At 42.7% G+C, this 15,686-nt stretch carries 32 protein-coding genes and 1 tRNA gene; 30 read left to right on the forward strand and 3 right to left on the reverse strand.

Features of this window, described 5'->3' with window-relative positions; all coding sequences use genetic code 11:
* The 30 genes from M0R33_RS23200 to M0R33_RS23345 all read left to right on the forward strand — a co-directional run.
* Positions 1-106 (forward strand): hypothetical protein (locus M0R33_RS23200; RefSeq protein ID WP_292574368.1); only part of this gene is annotated, 106 nt, incomplete at its 5' end.
* Between the two features lie 6 nt (positions 107-112).
* Positions 113-424: a 30S ribosomal protein S10 gene (gene rpsJ / locus M0R33_RS23205; RefSeq protein ID WP_013820389.1), complete on the forward strand. Its 312-nt coding sequence runs from the start codon at positions 113-115 to the stop codon at positions 422-424.
* Positions 425-453: 29 nt separating this feature from the next.
* Positions 454-1,104 carry a 50S ribosomal protein L3 gene (rplC, locus tag M0R33_RS23210; RefSeq protein ID WP_292574346.1) on the forward strand — a complete coding sequence of 217 codons (651 nt, stop codon included), beginning with the start codon at positions 454-456 and terminating at the stop codon, positions 1,102-1,104.
* Between the two features lie 3 nt (positions 1,105-1,107).
* A complete protein-coding gene (gene rplD / locus M0R33_RS23215) occupies positions 1,108-1,728 on the forward strand; it encodes a 50S ribosomal protein L4 (RefSeq protein ID WP_292574347.1) in 621 nt (206 codons plus the stop codon).
* A complete protein-coding gene (gene rplW / locus M0R33_RS23220; RefSeq protein ID WP_292574348.1) occupies positions 1,725-2,024 on the forward strand; it encodes a 50S ribosomal protein L23 in 300 nt (99 codons plus the stop codon). The genes rplD and rplW overlap by 4 nt, the downstream gene beginning before the upstream one ends.
* Before the next feature lie 29 nt (positions 2,025-2,053).
* Positions 2,054-2,881: a 50S ribosomal protein L2 gene (gene rplB, locus M0R33_RS23225; protein ID WP_292574349.1), complete on the forward strand. Its 828-nt coding sequence runs from the start codon at positions 2,054-2,056 to the stop codon at positions 2,879-2,881.
* 12 nt (positions 2,882-2,893) lie between these two features.
* The gene (rpsS, locus tag M0R33_RS23230) at positions 2,894-3,166 is read left to right on the forward strand and encodes a 30S ribosomal protein S19 (RefSeq protein WP_013820384.1); all 273 of its coding nucleotides are present in this window, start codon (positions 2,894-2,896) and stop codon (positions 3,164-3,166) included.
* Positions 3,167-3,174: 8 nt separating this feature from the next.
* Positions 3,175-3,507, forward strand: coding sequence for a 50S ribosomal protein L22 (gene rplV / locus M0R33_RS23235; RefSeq protein ID WP_256613634.1), 333 nt, complete (start codon positions 3,175-3,177; stop codon positions 3,505-3,507).
* A gap of 12 nt (positions 3,508-3,519) precedes the next feature.
* Positions 3,520-4,191 (forward strand): 30S ribosomal protein S3, encoded by a 672-nt coding sequence (rpsC, locus tag M0R33_RS23240; RefSeq protein WP_292574350.1) that lies wholly within the window; start codon positions 3,520-3,522, stop codon positions 4,189-4,191.
* Between the two features lie 16 nt (positions 4,192-4,207).
* A complete protein-coding gene (gene rplP, locus M0R33_RS23245) occupies positions 4,208-4,621 on the forward strand; it encodes a 50S ribosomal protein L16 (protein WP_292574351.1) in 414 nt (137 codons plus the stop codon).
* Positions 4,621-4,812, forward strand: a complete 192-nt coding sequence (gene rpmC, locus M0R33_RS23250; RefSeq protein ID WP_292574352.1) for a 50S ribosomal protein L29 — start codon at positions 4,621-4,623, stop codon at positions 4,810-4,812. Before rplP ends, rpmC begins: the two co-directional genes overlap by 1 nt.
* A 2-nt stretch (positions 4,813-4,814) precedes the next feature.
* Entirely contained in the window at positions 4,815-5,078 is a 264-nt protein-coding gene (rpsQ, locus tag M0R33_RS23255; protein ID WP_292574353.1) for a 30S ribosomal protein S17, read from the forward strand.
* Positions 5,079-5,106: 28 nt separating this feature from the next.
* Positions 5,107-5,475 carry a 50S ribosomal protein L14 gene (gene rplN, locus M0R33_RS23260; protein WP_292574354.1) on the forward strand — a complete coding sequence of 123 codons (369 nt, stop codon included), beginning with the start codon at positions 5,107-5,109 and terminating at the stop codon, positions 5,473-5,475.
* A gap of 15 nt (positions 5,476-5,490) precedes the next feature.
* Complete coding sequence (rplX, locus tag M0R33_RS23265) at positions 5,491-5,808, forward strand: 50S ribosomal protein L24 (RefSeq protein ID WP_292574355.1); 318 nt, start codon at positions 5,491-5,493, stop codon at positions 5,806-5,808.
* A 12-nt stretch (positions 5,809-5,820) separates the two neighbouring features.
* Complete coding sequence (gene rplE / locus M0R33_RS23270; RefSeq protein WP_292574356.1) at positions 5,821-6,360, forward strand: 50S ribosomal protein L5; 540 nt, start codon at positions 5,821-5,823, stop codon at positions 6,358-6,360.
* Positions 6,361-6,371: 11 nt separating this feature from the next.
* Positions 6,372-6,677 (forward strand): 30S ribosomal protein S14, encoded by a 306-nt coding sequence (gene rpsN / locus M0R33_RS23275; protein ID WP_292574357.1) that lies wholly within the window; start codon positions 6,372-6,374, stop codon positions 6,675-6,677.
* Between the two features lie 30 nt (positions 6,678-6,707).
* Positions 6,708-7,103 (forward strand): 30S ribosomal protein S8, encoded by a 396-nt coding sequence (gene rpsH, locus M0R33_RS23280; protein ID WP_292574358.1) that lies wholly within the window; start codon positions 6,708-6,710, stop codon positions 7,101-7,103.
* A 15-nt stretch (positions 7,104-7,118) separates the two neighbouring features.
* Positions 7,119-7,652, forward strand: a complete 534-nt coding sequence (gene rplF / locus M0R33_RS23285; RefSeq protein ID WP_292574359.1) for a 50S ribosomal protein L6 — start codon at positions 7,119-7,121, stop codon at positions 7,650-7,652.
* Positions 7,653-7,660: 8 nt separating this feature from the next.
* Positions 7,661-8,014 carry a 50S ribosomal protein L18 gene (rplR, locus tag M0R33_RS23290; protein ID WP_292574360.1) on the forward strand — a complete coding sequence of 118 codons (354 nt, stop codon included), beginning with the start codon at positions 7,661-7,663 and terminating at the stop codon, positions 8,012-8,014.
* A gap of 10 nt (positions 8,015-8,024) precedes the next feature.
* Positions 8,025-8,531: a 30S ribosomal protein S5 gene (gene rpsE, locus M0R33_RS23295; protein WP_256613646.1), complete on the forward strand. Its 507-nt coding sequence runs from the start codon at positions 8,025-8,027 to the stop codon at positions 8,529-8,531.
* Positions 8,532-8,536: 5 nt separating this feature from the next.
* Positions 8,537-8,722 carry a 50S ribosomal protein L30 gene (rpmD, locus tag M0R33_RS23300; RefSeq protein WP_013820370.1) on the forward strand — a complete coding sequence of 62 codons (186 nt, stop codon included), beginning with the start codon at positions 8,537-8,539 and terminating at the stop codon, positions 8,720-8,722.
* Positions 8,722-9,156: a 50S ribosomal protein L15 gene (gene rplO / locus M0R33_RS23305; protein WP_292574361.1), complete on the forward strand. Its 435-nt coding sequence runs from the start codon at positions 8,722-8,724 to the stop codon at positions 9,154-9,156. The genes rpmD and rplO overlap by 1 nt, the downstream gene beginning before the upstream one ends.
* Complete coding sequence (gene secY, locus M0R33_RS23310; protein WP_292574362.1) at positions 9,157-10,482, forward strand: preprotein translocase subunit SecY; 1,326 nt, start codon at positions 9,157-9,159, stop codon at positions 10,480-10,482. It abuts the gene before it with no gap.
* 20 nt (positions 10,483-10,502) lie between these two features.
* Positions 10,503-10,616 carry a 50S ribosomal protein L36 gene (gene rpmJ, locus M0R33_RS23315; protein ID WP_013820367.1) on the forward strand — a complete coding sequence of 38 codons (114 nt, stop codon included), beginning with the start codon at positions 10,503-10,505 and terminating at the stop codon, positions 10,614-10,616.
* Between the two features lie 69 nt (positions 10,617-10,685).
* Positions 10,686-11,042, forward strand: coding sequence for a 30S ribosomal protein S13 (rpsM, locus tag M0R33_RS23320; protein WP_013820366.1), 357 nt, complete (start codon positions 10,686-10,688; stop codon positions 11,040-11,042).
* A 21-nt stretch (positions 11,043-11,063) separates the two neighbouring features.
* Positions 11,064-11,450, forward strand: a complete 387-nt coding sequence (gene rpsK, locus M0R33_RS23325; protein ID WP_013820365.1) for a 30S ribosomal protein S11 — start codon at positions 11,064-11,066, stop codon at positions 11,448-11,450.
* A gap of 17 nt (positions 11,451-11,467) precedes the next feature.
* A complete protein-coding gene (gene rpsD / locus M0R33_RS23330; protein ID WP_292574363.1) occupies positions 11,468-12,088 on the forward strand; it encodes a 30S ribosomal protein S4 in 621 nt (206 codons plus the stop codon).
* Positions 12,089-12,104: 16 nt separating this feature from the next.
* Positions 12,105-13,112 carry a DNA-directed RNA polymerase subunit alpha gene (rpoA, locus tag M0R33_RS23335; RefSeq protein WP_292574364.1) on the forward strand — a complete coding sequence of 336 codons (1,008 nt, stop codon included), beginning with the start codon at positions 12,105-12,107 and terminating at the stop codon, positions 13,110-13,112.
* A 15-nt stretch (positions 13,113-13,127) separates the two neighbouring features.
* Entirely contained in the window at positions 13,128-13,487 is a 360-nt protein-coding gene (rplQ, locus tag M0R33_RS23340) for a 50S ribosomal protein L17 (protein ID WP_292574365.1), read from the forward strand.
* A gap of 12 nt (positions 13,488-13,499) precedes the next feature.
* Positions 13,500-13,575, forward strand: a tRNA-Thr gene (locus tag M0R33_RS23345).
* Positions 13,576-13,781: 206 nt separating this feature from the next.
* Here the strand turns inward: M0R33_RS23345 and M0R33_RS23350 are convergent.
* The 3 genes from M0R33_RS23350 to M0R33_RS23360 are packed head-to-tail and all read right to left on the reverse strand — an operon-like array spanning position 13,782 to position 15,361.
* Positions 13,782-14,744 carry an IS3 family transposase gene (locus M0R33_RS23350; RefSeq protein WP_366044629.1) on the reverse strand — a complete coding sequence of 321 codons (963 nt, stop codon included), beginning with the start codon at positions 14,742-14,744 and terminating at the stop codon, positions 13,782-13,784.
* Positions 14,651-14,968, reverse strand: coding sequence for a transposase (locus M0R33_RS23355; protein ID WP_292574366.1), 318 nt, complete (start codon positions 14,966-14,968; stop codon positions 14,651-14,653). Before M0R33_RS23355 ends, M0R33_RS23350 begins: the two co-directional genes overlap by 94 nt.
* Before the next feature lie 51 nt (positions 14,969-15,019).
* Positions 15,020-15,361, reverse strand: a complete 342-nt coding sequence (locus M0R33_RS23360; RefSeq protein ID WP_292574367.1) for a hypothetical protein — start codon at positions 15,359-15,361, stop codon at positions 15,020-15,022.
* Between the last annotated feature and the right edge of the window lie 325 nt (positions 15,362-15,686).

Raw genomic sequence — 15,686 nt, forward strand, 5'->3', positions numbered from 1 at the left:
CGTAAAATTAATTGCACCTATCGCGATGGAAGACGGCTTACGTTTCGCTATCCGTGAAGGTGGTCGTACCGTTGGTGCGGGTGTTGTTGCTTCTATCATTGAGTAATAAAAAATGGCTAATCAAACTATCCGTATCCAATTGAAAGCATTCGATCATAAATTGATTGATCAATCGGCGGGTGAAATTGTTGAAACAGCGAAAAGAACCGGTGCCCAAGTTAAAGGCCCGATCCCGCTGCCAACAAGAAAAGAACGCTTCACGATATTGATATCCCCGCACGTAAATAAAGATGCGCGTGATCAGTATGAGTTGAGAACGTACAAGCGGCTGCTCGACATCGTCGAGCCAACCGATAAAACTGTAGATGCATTGATGAAGTTGGATCTTGCAGCTGGGGTTGATGTTCAAATTAAGCTTAAATAAAAGCTAGAAATATTTAGAGGAATTGGCAGATGTCAATAGGTCTTGTTGGTCGTAAATGTGGTATGACCCGAATTTTTTGTGAAGACGGTACTTCAGTGCCAGTAACAGTTTTGCACGTCGAATCAAACCGTGTGATTCAAGTGAAAAGTGTTGATAGCGATGGCTACCGAGCCGTTCAAGTAGCGGCAGGTGATGTCAAGTCTTCGAAAGTTAATAAAGCTATGGCTGGTCATTATGCAGCAGCAAATGTAACGGCTGGTCGTGGCTTGTGGGAATTCAGATTAAAAGACGATGAAGGTGTTGAGTTATCTGCCGGTTCAGAATTGACTGTGAACGTCTTTGAAGCTGGTCAAACCATAGACGTTTCCGGTACCAGTATCGGTAAAGGTTTTGCCGGCACGGTAAAAAGGCATAACTTTAGAACGCAGGATGCTACGCATGGTAACTCTAGATCGCATAGGGTTCCTGGTTCTAACGGTATGAACCAAACGCCGGGTCGGGTTTTTAAAGGTAAGAAAATGTGCGGTCAAATGGGAGCGGTTAAAACAACCGTTCAAAATTTGACGATACATGCCGTTGATGCCGAACGAAATTTGATCTTGGTAAAGGGCGCTGTTCCTGGTGCTAAAGGTGGCGACGTTGTTATTACGCCTGCAGTCAAAATGTTAAATAAAGGTTAAGTGATGAGTCTGCAAATACCTGCAATCAGTAATCAAGGTACATCACAAGCATTAGATGTATCCGAATTGGTTTTTGGCCAAGATTTTAATGAAACCCTGGTTCATCAGCTAGTTGTCAAATACATGGCAGCAGCGAGAGCAGGCACGAAAGCGCAAAAAAATCGCGCCGCAGTAAGCGGTGGTGGCGCGAAACCTTTTAGACAAAAAGGAACAGGTCGTGCCCGCGCGGGTACTACTCGCAGCCCGATTTGGCGTACAGGTGGTGTGAATTTCGCGGCTCAGCCAAGATCTTTTGATCAAAAATTAAATAAAAAAATGTATAAGGCCGGCATTCGGTCGATTTTCTCGGAATTGCTGAGACAAGATCGAATCGCAGTATGTGACGACATTATGCCTTCCTCGCCAAAAACCAAAGAGTTTCTTGCAAAAATTAAAGATATTGATGCAAAACGTATTTTGGTGGTTATTGAAGAATTAAATGAAAATTTAATTCTAGCGGCGAGAAATTTACCTTACATTGCTGTTGTAACTCCCACTAGTGTAGATCCGGTATCTTTGGTTTCAGCAGACAAGGTAATTGCAACAACTGCTGCACTAAAGCAGATTGAGGAGCGTTTAGCATGAGTACTCAACAAATTAAGTTAGCCAGCATCATTTCTGCGCCAATTGTGTCAGAAAAAAGCGCTATAGTCGCCGACAAAGGCAATCAATTTGTGTTTAAAGTTGCAAAAAATGCTACCAAATTACAAATTAAAAATGCGGTGGAAATGATGTTCGAAGTAAAGGTCGAATCTGTGCGCGTTTTAAATGTAAAAGGTAAAATCAAACGCTTTGGACGTACATTGGGTAAAAGATCGGATTGGAAGAAGGCATATGTCAGATTGCAATCTGGACACAACATTGAATTAGCAACAGCTTAATAAAAGATCAATAGGAGCGGTAGAAAAGCATGGCTATTCTAAAATCTAAACCGACATCTCCGGGTTCTCGGTTTGTAGTGCGTGTAAAAAATAATGATTTGCATAAGGGTAAGCCATTTGCGCAACTACTAGACAAAAAAAGCAAATCTGGTGGTCGTAACAATACAGGTCGGATTACAACCCGGCACGTTGGTGGTGGACATAAACAGTTCTACCGCATTATTGACTTTAAACGCAATAAAACTGAAATACCTGCTGTTGTTGAAAGAATTGAATATGATCCCAACAGAACAGCGAACATCGCTTTGGTTTTGTTTAAGGATGGTGAGCGTAGATATGTTATTGCTCCCAAAGGTATTGAAATTGGTCAGGAAATAATTAGTGCAGAAACTGCGCCGGTGAAACCTGGAAATTGTATGCCGCTCCGGAATATGCCGCTGGGTACAACTATCCATTGTGTTGAATTAAAGCCGGGTAAAGGCGCGCAAATTGCGAGAAGTGCCGGGACATCGGTTCAATTAGTTGCAAAAGATGGTGCATACGTAACAATTCGCCTGCGTTCTGGTGAAATGCGTAAAGTACCGTCCGACTGCAAAGGTGTGGTCGGCGAGGTCTCTAATTCCGAGCATAACTTGATCTCGCTAGGTAAGGCCGGTGCCAAAAGATGGAGAGGTGTTCGCCCAACCGTAAGAGGTGTGGCGATGAACCCGGTTGATCATCCTCATGGTGGTGGTGAAGGTAGAACTTCGGGTGGTAGACACCCTGTTTCGCCTTGGGGTACACCTACTAAAGGTTACAAAACTCGCAAAAATAAACGTACTGACAATATGATTGTTAGACGCCGTAAGCAAAAATAAGAGGTATAACTCGTGCCGCGTTCAATTAAAAAAGGTCCATTTATTGATCATCACTTGCTGAAGAAAGTAGAGGAAGCAGTGAGAGCAAATAACCGGAAACCGATTAAAACTTGGTCAAGAAGATCCATGATTAGCCCAGATATGTTGGGCCTGACCATAGCTGTGCACAATGGTAAACAGCACATTCCTGTTTTGATCTCGGAAAACATGGTTGGTCATAAGTTAGGAGAGTTTTCGCCTACTAGAACTTATAAAGGCCATATTATTGATAAAAAATCGAGATAGGAGTTAGTGTGGAAGTTTCAGCTAAATTGAGTAATGCTCCACTATCTGCACAAAAAGCCAGATTAGTGGGTGATCAAATACGGGGATTGCCAGTTGAAAAGGCGCTTAATCTATTGAATTTTAGTTCAAAGAAAGCGGCGGCAATTATCAAGAAAATTCTCGAGTCTGCTATAGCAAATGCGGAGCACAATGAAAGTGCGGACGTTGATGAGTTGAGAGTATCAACAGTATATGTGAATGAAGGCCGAACCATGAAAAGGATCAGTGCCAGAGCTAAAGGACGTGCAAATCACATACTGAAAAGAACTTGTCACATAACAATTAAAGTAGCAGAAAGCTAATAGGGGTAGAAAATGGGTCAAAAGGTTCATCCCACGGGCATACGCCTAGGGATTGTTAAAGATTGGACTTCCAGATGGTATGCAAATAGCCAGAATTACCCAATTCTTCTGTTACAAGATCTGAAAGTTCGCGAATATATTAAGAAAAAACTTGCTCACGCATCTGTAAGCAGAGTTCAGATTAATCGCCCTGCCAACAACGCTAATATCACCGTGCATACCGCGCGACCAGGTATTGTGATAGGTAAGAAAGGCGAGGATATCGATATCTTGAGACAAGATATTTCAGCCATGATGGGAGTGCCCGTCCAGCTGAATGTCGAAGAAATCAGGAAGCCTGAGCTCGATGCTTATCTGGTTGCGGAAAGTATTGCTCAGCAATTAGAGAAGCGGATCATGTACCGCAGAGCGATGAAAAGGGCAGTTACCAATACCATGCGCCTTGGTGCCGAGGGTATTAAAATTACTGTAGCCGGCCGTTTAAATGGTGCTGAAATTGCTCGTACCGAATGGTATAGAGAAGGTCGCGTTCCATTGCACACCCTGCGTGCCGATATCGATTACGGTACCGCTGAAGCTAAAACAACCTACGGTATCATCGGTATTAAAGTCTGGATATTCAAAGGTGAGGTGTTTGATATGGATGCGCATGCAGCTTCATTAAACTCCGATTCTAAAAAATAGTTGAAGGAATAGAATAATGCTTCAGCCAAAAAGAACAAAATTTCGTAAACAGCATACTGGTAGAAACAACGGTACAGCCCTTAGAGGGTCGTCCGTTAGTTTTGGCGAGTATGGATTAAAGTCAGTTAGTCGTGGTAGAATGACGGCCCGCCAAATTGAGGCGGCTCGTAGGGCAATCAGCCGCCACGTAAAGCGGGGCGGTAAAATTTGGATACGTGTTTTCCCTGATAAGCCTATTACCAAAAAACCATTAGAAGTTCGTATGGGTAAAGGTAAAGGTAGTGTAGAATACTGGGTTGCTCAAATTAAACCAGGAACTATGTTGTTCGAAATAGAAGGCGTTTCTGAAGAGCTTGCGCGTGAAGCGTTTGATTTAGCAGCAGCGAAACTTCCTGTTAAGACAACATTTTCTGCACGGACAATAATGTAATGAAAGCGACAGAATTAAGAAATAAAACAAAAGATGAGTTAATGGCCAATCTTTTGGAGTTGGCTCGTGAGCAATTTAATTTGCGTATGCAAAAAGGCGCGGGTCAACAGATCAGGTCTAGCCAAGTAAAGCAGGTGAGACGCGATATAGCTCGTATCAATACTGTTTTAGGCGAAAAGGCGAGAGTCTAACTATGAATGAGAAAGCAGAGAAAATCCGTACAGTAACCGGTCGCGTTGTTAGCAACAAAATGGACAAAACCGTTTCAGTTCTAGTGGAACGATTGGTGAAGCACCCTGTTTACGGTAAATATGTTAAACGCTCGACCAAGTTTTTAGTACATGACGAAAATAACCAATGCAATGAAGGCGATATTGTATCGATTGCTTCTTGTCGTCCTTTGTCCAAAAACAAAACATTTAAATTAGTAGAAGTGCTTGAAGCTTCTAACAGATAATTAATTCGAATTTAGTTGGGAATTTAAAATGATTCAGATGCAAACTAGCCTTGACGTTGCCGACAATAGCGGTGCAAAAAAGGTCATGTGTATCAAAGTATTAGGTGGCTCACATAGGCGCTACGCTGGTATAGGCGATATTATAAAGGTCAGCGTAAAGGATGCTATGCCACGCACCCGGGTTAAAAAGGGCGAAGTATATAATGCCCTTGTAGTAAGAACCCGAAAAGGCGTGCGTAGAGCTGACGGTTCTGTTATTCGTTTCGATGGCAATGCCGCCGTAATTTTAAACAACCAACTTCAGCCCATTGGTACCCGTATATTTGGACCAGTTACAAGGGAATTAAGAGGAGATAAATTTATGAAAATTATCTCACTGGCTCCAGAAGTACTTTAATTATTGGGTATCAAAATGCAAAAAATTAAACAAGGCGATGAAGTCATCGTGATTGTAGGGAAAGACAAAGGCAAGCTAGGGAAGGTCGTAAAGATTTTGAACGACAAAAAGTTATTGGTAGAAGGTATCAATACAGTCAAAAAACACCAAAAAGGAAATCCAAACCTAGGTGTTTCTGGCGGCATTGTTGAAAAAGATATGCCTGTCGATATTTCAAACGTGGCTTTATTCAATCCTAAGACTAAAAAAGCAGATCGTGTAGGGTTTAGAATTCTGGAAGACGGAAAAAAAGTCAGATTTTTTAAATCAACTAATGATGTTGTTGGTCTATAAGGTAATTGAGCTATGGCTAGACTAGAATCAAAATACAAAAGTGAAATTGTTCAGGCAATGCAAGAGCAATTTGGTTATAAATCAATCATGCAAGTACCTAAGCTCTCAAAAATTACTTTGAATATGGGTGTCGGGGAAGCAATTGCTGATAAGAAAATTCTCCAATCTGCTGTTGCTGATATGGAAAAAATCGCAGGCCAAAAGGCGGTTGTTACCTTATCAAGAAAATCGATCGCTGGGTTTAAAATTCGCGATGACATGCCAATCGGTTGCAAGGTAACTTTACGTGGCGAGAAAATGTATGAGTTTTTCGATAGGCTGATTACTATTGCGATTCCGCGTATACGTGACTTTAGAGGGATGAGTTCCAAAAGTTTTGATGGGCGTGGTAACTATTCTATGGGCATAAAAGAACAAATAATTTTCCCAGAGATAGACTATGACAAAATAGACGCTCTGCGTGGTATGGATATTTGCATCACTACAACAGCCAAATCTGATGAAGAAGGGCTGGCGTTGCTGAAGCAATTTAATTTTCCATTCAAAAACTAAGGGCGACGGATATGGCAAAAAAATCAATGATTGCGCGTGAAGTTAAGCGTGCAAACTTAATCAAAAAATATCAAGCAAAAAGAAACGCTTTAAAAGAAATTATTAGATCGCCTAATGCTTCTTATGAAGAAAAGGAAACTGCTCAACTTCAATTACAAAAGTTACCAAGAGATTCAAGTAAATCCAGATTGCGTAATCGTTGTAACCTAACGGGTCGTCCGCACGGTTATTACAGAAAATTCGGTCTAAGCCGGAATAAACTGAGAGAAGCCACTATGCGTGGTGATGTACCTGGTGTAACCAAGGCCAGCTGGTAATTCTGTTCCTTACGTTTTTGGAGAATATTAATGAGCATGACAGATCCAATTGCAGATATGTTGACCAGAATTAGAAATGGTCAATCTGCAGGTAAAAAAAGTGTAAAAATGCCTTCCTCTAAGCTAAAACTAGCTATTGCGAAAGTATTAAAAGATGAAGGGTATATAACCGATTTTAATGCAGAACAAAACGGCAATCACATGGAAATGACGGTTGAATTGAAATATTTCAATGGAGTACCCGTAATTGAAAATGTGAAAAGAGTAAGTCGTCCAGGTTTGCGTATTTATAAATCGAAAGACGAATTGCCAAAAGTACTGGGTGGTTTAGGAATTGCGATAGTTTCTACTTCCAATGGTGTCATGACAGATCGTGCTGCACGTGCTATTGGGCATGGCGGCGAAGTGATTTGCACAGTTTGCTAAGGCTTAGGAGATAGTATGTCAAGAGTAGCAAATGCTCCTATTACAGTACCATCGGGCGTTGATGTAAAAGTCGATGGAAATTTGATGATAGTGAAAGGCAAGTTGGGTGAATTATCTTTTGGTCTTCACGAGGCTGTAAAGCTGGATATAGCTCAAGGTGAAATCAAAATCGTTTGGGACGAAAGCGCAAAAAATGCAAAAGCGTTCGCTGGCACGGCAAGGGCATCAATTAACAATATGGTTAAAGGCGTGTCTGAAGGATTTGTTAAAAAAATGCTTTTGGTTGGCGTTGGTTACCGAGCTCAAGTTAAGGGTGACTTATTAACGTTATCGCTTGGTTATTCTAATCCGGTTGAATATACGGTCCCGGATGGAGTGACTGTAGAGCTGCCTTCTCAAACCGAACTTCTCGTCAAAGGTAGCGATAAACAAAAAGTTGGACAAGTTGCATCAGAGATAAGATCTTTCCGTCCGCCCGAGCCTTATAAAGGTAAGGGTGTTAGATTAGCTGATGAATATGTCGCTCGCAAAGAAGCCAAGAAAAAATAGGTAAACAGATGGATAAAAAGTCCGCTAGATTGAAAAGAGCTTTGAAATTACGTTGCAAAATTAAAAAGCAAGAAGTTAATAGATTAACCATTCATAGAACGTCTCAACACATTTATGCACAAGTATTAAGTGTGGATGGAAAGGCGACATTGGCTGCTGCGTCAACTTTAGAAGTTGGCATAAAAACCGCTGTCAAGAATACAAGTAACGTCAATGCAGCAATGGAAGTCGGAAAGCAAATTGCCGAAAAAGCAATTGCCGCTGGTGTTACTCACGTAGCATTCGATCGTTCAGGTTTTAAATATCATGGCCGCGTAAAGGCATTGGCTGATGCTGCACGTGAAGCTGGATTGAAGTTTTAGGGGAAATAGAATGGCAACAGCACCAGCTCAAGGTAGTACAGATGGATTGCAAGAAAAACTTGTATCCGTAAGACGTGTAGCTAAAGTAGTAAAGGGTGGACGGGTCTTTGGTTTTGCAGCTCTTACAGTTGTTGGAGACGGCGAAGGACGAGTCGGATATGGCGTATCGAAGGCTCGGGAAGTTCCTGTTGCCATTCAAAAGTCACTCGAACAAGCTAGAAAAAACATGCGTAAAGTGGCGTTAAAAGAAGGCACTCTGCAATATTCCATTATGTCAAATACCGGCGCTGCTAAAGTATACATGCAGCCAGCTTCGGAAGGTACAGGCATCATTGCGGGTGGTGCGATGAGGGCGGTATTTGAGGTTGTCGGTGTGCACAATGTGTTAGCCAAATGTATTGGTACAAGTAACCCAATTAATGTTGTTAGAGCAACCATCAATGGATTGACCTCTATGCATGATGCTAAACAAATCGCAGCTAAACGCGGTTTGAGTGTTGAACAAATTACAGGATAATTTTCATGGTAGCCAAAAAATTAAGTGTAATGATGACAAAAAGCAAAAACGGTCGCTTAAAAAGTCATCAGCAATGTTTAAAAGGTTTGGGTCTTCATAAAATTCGACAAACTGTTGAGGTTATCGATACTCCCGAAAACCGTGGAATGATCAATAAAATTGCATACATGCTAAAAGTCGAGGAAATTTGATGTACCTTAATACTATTCAAGCATCCTATGGTGCGAGAAAAAAAGCGAAAAGAGTGGGTCGTGGTATCGGCTGTACTGATGGAAAAACCTGCGGTAGAGGTCATAAAGGCCAAAAATCACGTAGCGGTGGTTTTCATAAAGTAGGTTTTGAAGGCGGTCAAATGCCTTTGCAAAGACGACTACCAAAAGTAGGCTTTACATCTAGAATGAAAAAATTTACTGCAGAGATTAGGCTGCATGAATTAGAAAGCTTAGATGCAAGCGTTATTGATTTGCAGGTTTTAATCGATAACAATATTGTGCCTTCTTTCTCTAAGAAGGTGAAGCTGATTAACTCAGGTTCAATTTCTAAAGCTGTTTCGTTAAAAGGTATATCAGTTACTGCGGGTGCTCTTGAAGTTATTCAAGCTGCCGGCGGCAAAGTCGAGGCGTAAGTGAGCACAAAAGGGTATGATGTTTCCGCTGGAAAATTCCGGTTTGGGGAGTTGAAGTCAAGGCTACTATTTGTATTGGGTGCGTTTGTAGTATATAGAGTTGGTGCTCACATACCTGTTCCGGGCATTGATCCGAATGCGTTAGCGGCGATGTTTGCTCAACAATCTGGTTCTATTCTGGACATGTTTAACATGTTTTCAGGTGGTGCTTTGATGAGGCTGAGTATTTTTGCCCTAGGTATTATGCCTTATATCTCTGCGTCAATTATTATGCAGCTGATGACCATTGTAGTGCCAGCAATGGAGCAAATGAAGAAAGAAGGTGAATCCGGTCGCAGAAAGATTACGCAATTTACTAGATATGCCACGGTTGTCTTGGCAATGTTTCAGTCGATTGGTATATCTATAGCTTTACAAAACCAAACAGCTGGCGGTATGTCTGTTGTAATTAATCCCGGTTTGGCTTTTATTATTGTCACCACGCTTACCTTGGTAACTGGTACTATATTTTTGATGTGGCTTGGTGAGCAAGTTACCGAAAGAGGGATTGGGAACGGTATTTCCTTGATTATCTTCGCAGGTATCGTTTCGGGACTGCCTTCCGCAATTGGTGGTACGCTTGAGTTGGCAAGAACAGGCGAGATGAATAGCGCATTCATAATTTTACTGTTTGCAATTTCAATAATTGTGACAGGAATTGTGGTGTTTGTTGAGCGCGCTCAGCGCCGAATAACCATCAATTACCCCAAGCGTCAGCAAGGTAATAAAGTATATGCGGGGCAGACATCTTTTCTCCCGTTAAAATTAAATATGGCTGGTGTAATACCGCCTATTTTCGCCTCAAGTATAATATTGTTTCCAGCCACAATTGCTGGTTGGTTTGGGAATGTAGAAGGTTTCGCCTGGCTGCAAGATATATCTACTGTGTTATCACCCGGTCAGCCGGTATATGTGATGTTTTATGCGCTAGCAATTATATTTTTCTGTTTCTTTTACACCGCTCTGGTCTTTAATTCAAAGGAAACGGCGGAAAACTTAAAGAAATCAGGCGCGTATTTGCCCGGTATTCGGCCCGGCATACAGACAACAGCTTATATCGATAAGGTTATGACGCGTTTGACCCTGGTAGGAGCTATCTATATAACTTTGATTTGTTTGCTTCCAGAGTTTTTGATCGTATACTGGAACGTTCCATTTTCATTCGGTGGTACTTCGCTGCTGATTATTGTTGTGGTTGTTATGGATTTTATATCCCAGATGCAAACTCATTTGATGTCCCAGCAATATGAAAGCTTAATGAAAAAAGCAAATTTAAAAAGAACTTAAATTAATATAAGGAGTTTGCCGTGAAAGTACGTGCATCAATAAAACCAATTTGTAAGAACTGCAAAATCATCAAAAGAAGCGGCGTTGTGCGGGTCATCTGCAAAGATGGTCGTCACAAACAACGGCAAGGTTAATTTTGTTTTTTAAAAGAATGATGTTATAATTCTCGATTAACTTAAGAATCAAACTTTAGGAGTATCTGGATGGCTCGTATAGCCGGTATTAACGTAGCTGATCATAAGCACGCAGAAATTGCATTGACTGCTATATACGGAATTGGAAGGCAGACGGCACGGCTTATCTGCGCTAAGGTTGGCATACAAACTACCGTAAAGATCAAAGAATTAACCGAAGATCAAGTAGAAAATATTCGTAAGGTTATCGCCACAATGACTGTGGAAGGTGATTTGCGACGCGAAGTTTCTATGAACATCAAACGGCTAATGGATCTGGGGTGCTATCGAGGCATTAGACATAGAAGAGGGCTGCCCTTAAGAGGTCAGCGTACACGAACAAATGCAAGGACCCGTAAAGGCCCTAGAAAACCAGTTACAAAATAAAGTTTTTAAATAGGCAAGTTAATGGCAACCCAAAACCGTGTTAAAAAACGCATAAAAAAAGAAGTGGCTGATGGCATCGCCCACGTTCACGCATCTTTTAATAATACCATTGTGACAATCACTGACAGAAAGGGTAACGCTCTTTCATGGGCAACCTCGGGTGGTTCTGGTTTCAGAGGCTCAAGGAAAAGCACGCCTTTTGCTGCGCAGGTTGCGGCTGAAAAGGCAGGCATAGTTGCTCAAGAATATGGCATGAAAAACCTTGATGTAATGATCAAAGGGCCGGGGCCTGGAAGAGAGTCAGCTGTTCGCTCATTGAATAGTATGGGCTTTAAAATTTCTAACATTGTGGATGTAACACCTATTCCGCATAATGGTTGTCGTCCGCCTAAAAAGCGTCGCGTATAAAGGTTTTGGAGTAAAAAATGGCAAGATATCTTGGACCCGTCTGCAAATTAAGTCGCAGGGAAGGAACGGACTTATTTCTGAAAAGCAGAGGAAAGTCGTTAGAAAGTAAGTGTAAGCTGGATCAGCGCCCTGGTCAGCACGGTGCAAAACGCACTAGAAATTCTGACTATGCATTGCAATTGAGAGCAAAGCAAAGACTGCGCAGGATTTACGGCGTATTGGAAAAGCAGTTCAGAAACTACTATAAAGCTGCTGACCTACAAAAAGGCGCCACTGGTCAAAACCTACTTAATTTCCTTGAGTCACGTTTAGATAACGTTGTCTATAGAATGGGTTTTGCTTCAACACGAGCCGAAGCGCGTCAATTGGTCTCTCATAAAGCAATTGTTGTCAACGATCAGCTGATTAACATACCTTCTTACCAAGTGGTTGCTGGTGATAAAGTTTCTCTTCGTGAGAAAGCAAAAAGCCAGCAGAGAATCAAAGAAGCGCTTGTCGTTGCCGAGCAGTATGGCTTCCCTCAATGGGTTGAAGTTAACCCAAAGGATATGAGTGGTACGTTTAAATCTCTACCAGACCGCGTTGATTTGGGGTCGGAGATCAATGAGCAGTTGGTTGTCGAGCTCTATTCTAAGTAATTAGTCGGATTAAGGTATGCAGAGTTCTATTGCGGGTTTGTTAAAGCCAAAATTAGTTGAAGTAGTTAGCCATACAGCAAACCATTCAAGAATCGTCATCGAGCCCCTCGAGCGTGGCTATGGTCATTCTTTGGGTAACGCTCTACGCAGAGTTATGCTGTCCTCAATACCGGGCTGCGCAGTTACAGAAGTTTCGATAGCTGGGGTGCTGCATGAATACACAACTATTGAAGGCGTTCAAGAGGATGTTATAGACATCCTCTTGAATCTAAAAAAGCTATCTGTCCTCCTACACGGTAAAGATGAAATTACTTTAACTTTATCAAAGTCCGGAATAGGTAGTGTTACAGCTGCGGATATTGAAACCACTAGTAGCGTTGAAATTATCAACCCAGGTCTTGTGATCGCGAATCTTACTCAAGATAAGCAGCTTGATATTAAAATCAAGATCGAACGAGGCCGCGGATATATTCCTGCTGCAGTTCGGAAAGAGCAGATGGAAGATACTCCTGTAGGCGTATTGATGGTAGATGCTGCGTTCAGTCCAATTGTTAAGGTTGCTTACCACGTTGAAACCACTCGGGTTGAGCAAAGAACCAACCTCGATAAGCTCGTTGTGGAACTTGAAACTAATGGAACAGTTGATCCCGAAGCGGTCATAAAGCTAGCCGCCTCAATTTTGCACGATCAACTATCAGTTTTTGTTGACTTCGAAAAAGTCAAAGAGCAAACGCCTGAAGAAAATGTGGTTGAGGAAGAGGCATTCGATCCTATCTTATTAAGACCGGTTGATGATCTTGAATTAACAGTTCGTTCAGCTAATTGCCTTAAAGCAGAGAATATTTTCTATATTGGCGATTTGATTCAGCGGACAGAAGTGGAATTATTAAGAACACCCAATTTGGGAAAAAAATCTCTTACTGAAATTAAAGATATACTTGCTATAAAAGGCTTGTCTTTGGGTATGAGGCTTGAAAACTGGCCACCAGAGAATCTGGTAGATCAATCCCAAATCGGTATATAAACAAGGCAAATAGAAATGAGACATCGTAAATCAGGTAGACAATTAAACAAAAATAGCAGCCATAGAGGCGCGTTATTCAGCAATATGGCTTGTTCATTATTCAAGCACGAACTGATCAAAACTACATTGCCTAAAGCGAAAGAATTGCGTATGATGGCGGAACCGTTGATCACTTTATCTAAAGAAGATACAGTTGCGAAAAGACGTCATGCTTTTTCAAAGCTGCGGGATAGAGAGGTTGTAACAAAACTGTTTAACGACCTTGGCCCTAGATATAAAGAAAGGCAAGGCGGTTATTTGAGAATCATTAAGTGCGGTTTCAGATCAGGTGATGATGCGCCAATGGCGTATGTCGAATTGGTCGATAGAGCCTAATAATAAATAATTGCTGGTGTAGCTCAGTTGGTAGAGCAGCTGATTTGTAATCAGCCGGTCGCGGGTTCGAGTCCCATCACCAGCTCCATATAAATCAAGGCTTTAGATGAAAATCTAAGGCCTTTTTTATTTTCGGGGTTACACCGGGGTTACGCAGTCGAGTTTTTGCCAGAGTTTTGATTACAGCATAATAGAGGGAATTCTTGATGACAAAACAAACCACAGGAATTGTTGCGGCCCTGTCCCTATCGATAGGACTGATTTTTGGTGTAATGGTCAACTAAAACCGGACACCTACCCAGCCACATTTTTCAAATAATCCCGCTCGAATTGAAGCGGGGATTGGTAGCCACAGGTCGAGTGGCTTCGGCGACCATTGTAGAAGGCCAAATAATCCAGCAGACTTTGTTTTGCGGCCTCTTTGGTTCTAAAGGTCTCGTATTCAAGTTGCTCGTGTTTCAAACTGCGGAAAAAACGTTCCGTGGGCGCGTTATCCCAACAGTTTCCCTTGCGACTCATACTTTGCTGCATCCCCATCACTGCCAGATGTTGTCGATATTCCTGGCTGGCATACTGGCTGCCGCGGTCTGAATGATGCAGTAGGCCTTTATCGGGCTTTCGCTGCCAGAATGCCATTTGCAAGGCTCGCACACACAGTGAAGTGCGCATATGGTCGTCAATCGCCCAACCCACCACGCGCCGAGCAAACAAGTCGATCACGACCGCCAGATACAGCCAGCCTTGCAATGTCCAGATATAGGTGATGTCAGTCGTCCAAACTTGATTGGGTTTTGCGACATTAAATTGCCGATCCAGGCGATTGGGCGAGATGGCCTCATTGTGATTGCTATCTGTCGTCGATTTATAACGTTTGGGATAGCGCACCTTCAGCTTGAGTTGCCCCATCACCTGACGCGTTTTATAGCGACCAACAGCAAATCCTTGTTTTTTCAACTCATTCGACAAGCGGCGTGAACCGTAACTCTGCTTGTTTTGAATAAAAATCTGACTAACCTTGTCCTCAAGGCGCTGTTTTTGTTTTGTTTTTTCGCTGTCTTCCGGCTGTTTACACCAGGCATAAAAGGCACTGGTGCTCACTTCCATCACCCGACACAATACGGTTACAGGGTACGTCTTCATTTGCGCTCGAATAAATCCGTATCTTATTGAGCTTCTTTGGCAAAGAAGACCATCGCCTTTTTTAAAATTTCTCGCTCCATGCGTAACTGCTCGATTTCCTTCCGCATCCGCATCAATTCAGCTTGATCGGCCAAGGGCAATACCGTTTTCTTCCCCGTCGAATCGGGTTTATGGGTGGGTTTACGTTCTGCGGCGACCCAACGCCTAATGGCACTTAACGATATCCCCAAATGATCGGCGGCTTGCTGTTGGGTATAACCGTTTTCAAGCACTAACTTGGCCGCATCTTGCTTAAATTCCAACGTATATTTGGGGCGTTTGTGTTTGTTGCTCTCGTTCATAATCACCTCTAAAGACAGTATAAAGGGTGTCTTTCGAAGTGTCCGGGATGATTAAACCATTTCATATTTCATATTGACCTGGCCCAGCGCGTTGGTTGCGGTTTGGCTCAGAATGTTGCCGAGCCGGTCGCGCGTGTACTGCGTATCGTTGACCAGCTCACCGGTGAGGGTGGTGTTTTTCAGTCGCGTCAAGCGGCCGGCCGCGTCCCAGCCGTAATGGGTAATCGCGCCGTTGCTGAGGATGCGGTTCAGCAAACGGCCGGCGCCGTCGGCCGCTCTTGCGCGTCCTGCGCTCGCGGCATTCGTGCATCCCTGCACGTCATAGTGGTAGCCGACTTGCAGGTAGGCCGGATTGGTTTCGGCCACCAAGCGGGTGGTGATGTTTGGGGGCATCTATGCTGGCGAGTTAGTCGTTTTTAGCATGAACCGCGATCGGTGCGTCTGACGGCAGCACCCTAAAAATTCTGCGCATATTATGGCCTTGTTGACTTGAAGGTTCATGGTTTCTTTCGTCAGATTACGCTACGCTAATCGTATCTACGCGGGCTCGTAACCATTCGCGGCATGGTATTTTAGGGTATGTTGCCAAACATTTTATTAACTTCATCATTGCTAATTAGTCGTCCCTGAAAAAGCCGATATTTTCCGAACACCAGCATTCAGGCTGACAATAAAAACGGCGCGCTCAATGGCCGCGTCAAAATCCGACATAGCGGTC

It is taken from the genome of Methylomonas sp. (genome assembly GCF_023228165.1).
GTDB lineage: Bacteria > Pseudomonadota > Gammaproteobacteria > Methylococcales > Methylomonadaceae > Methylomonas.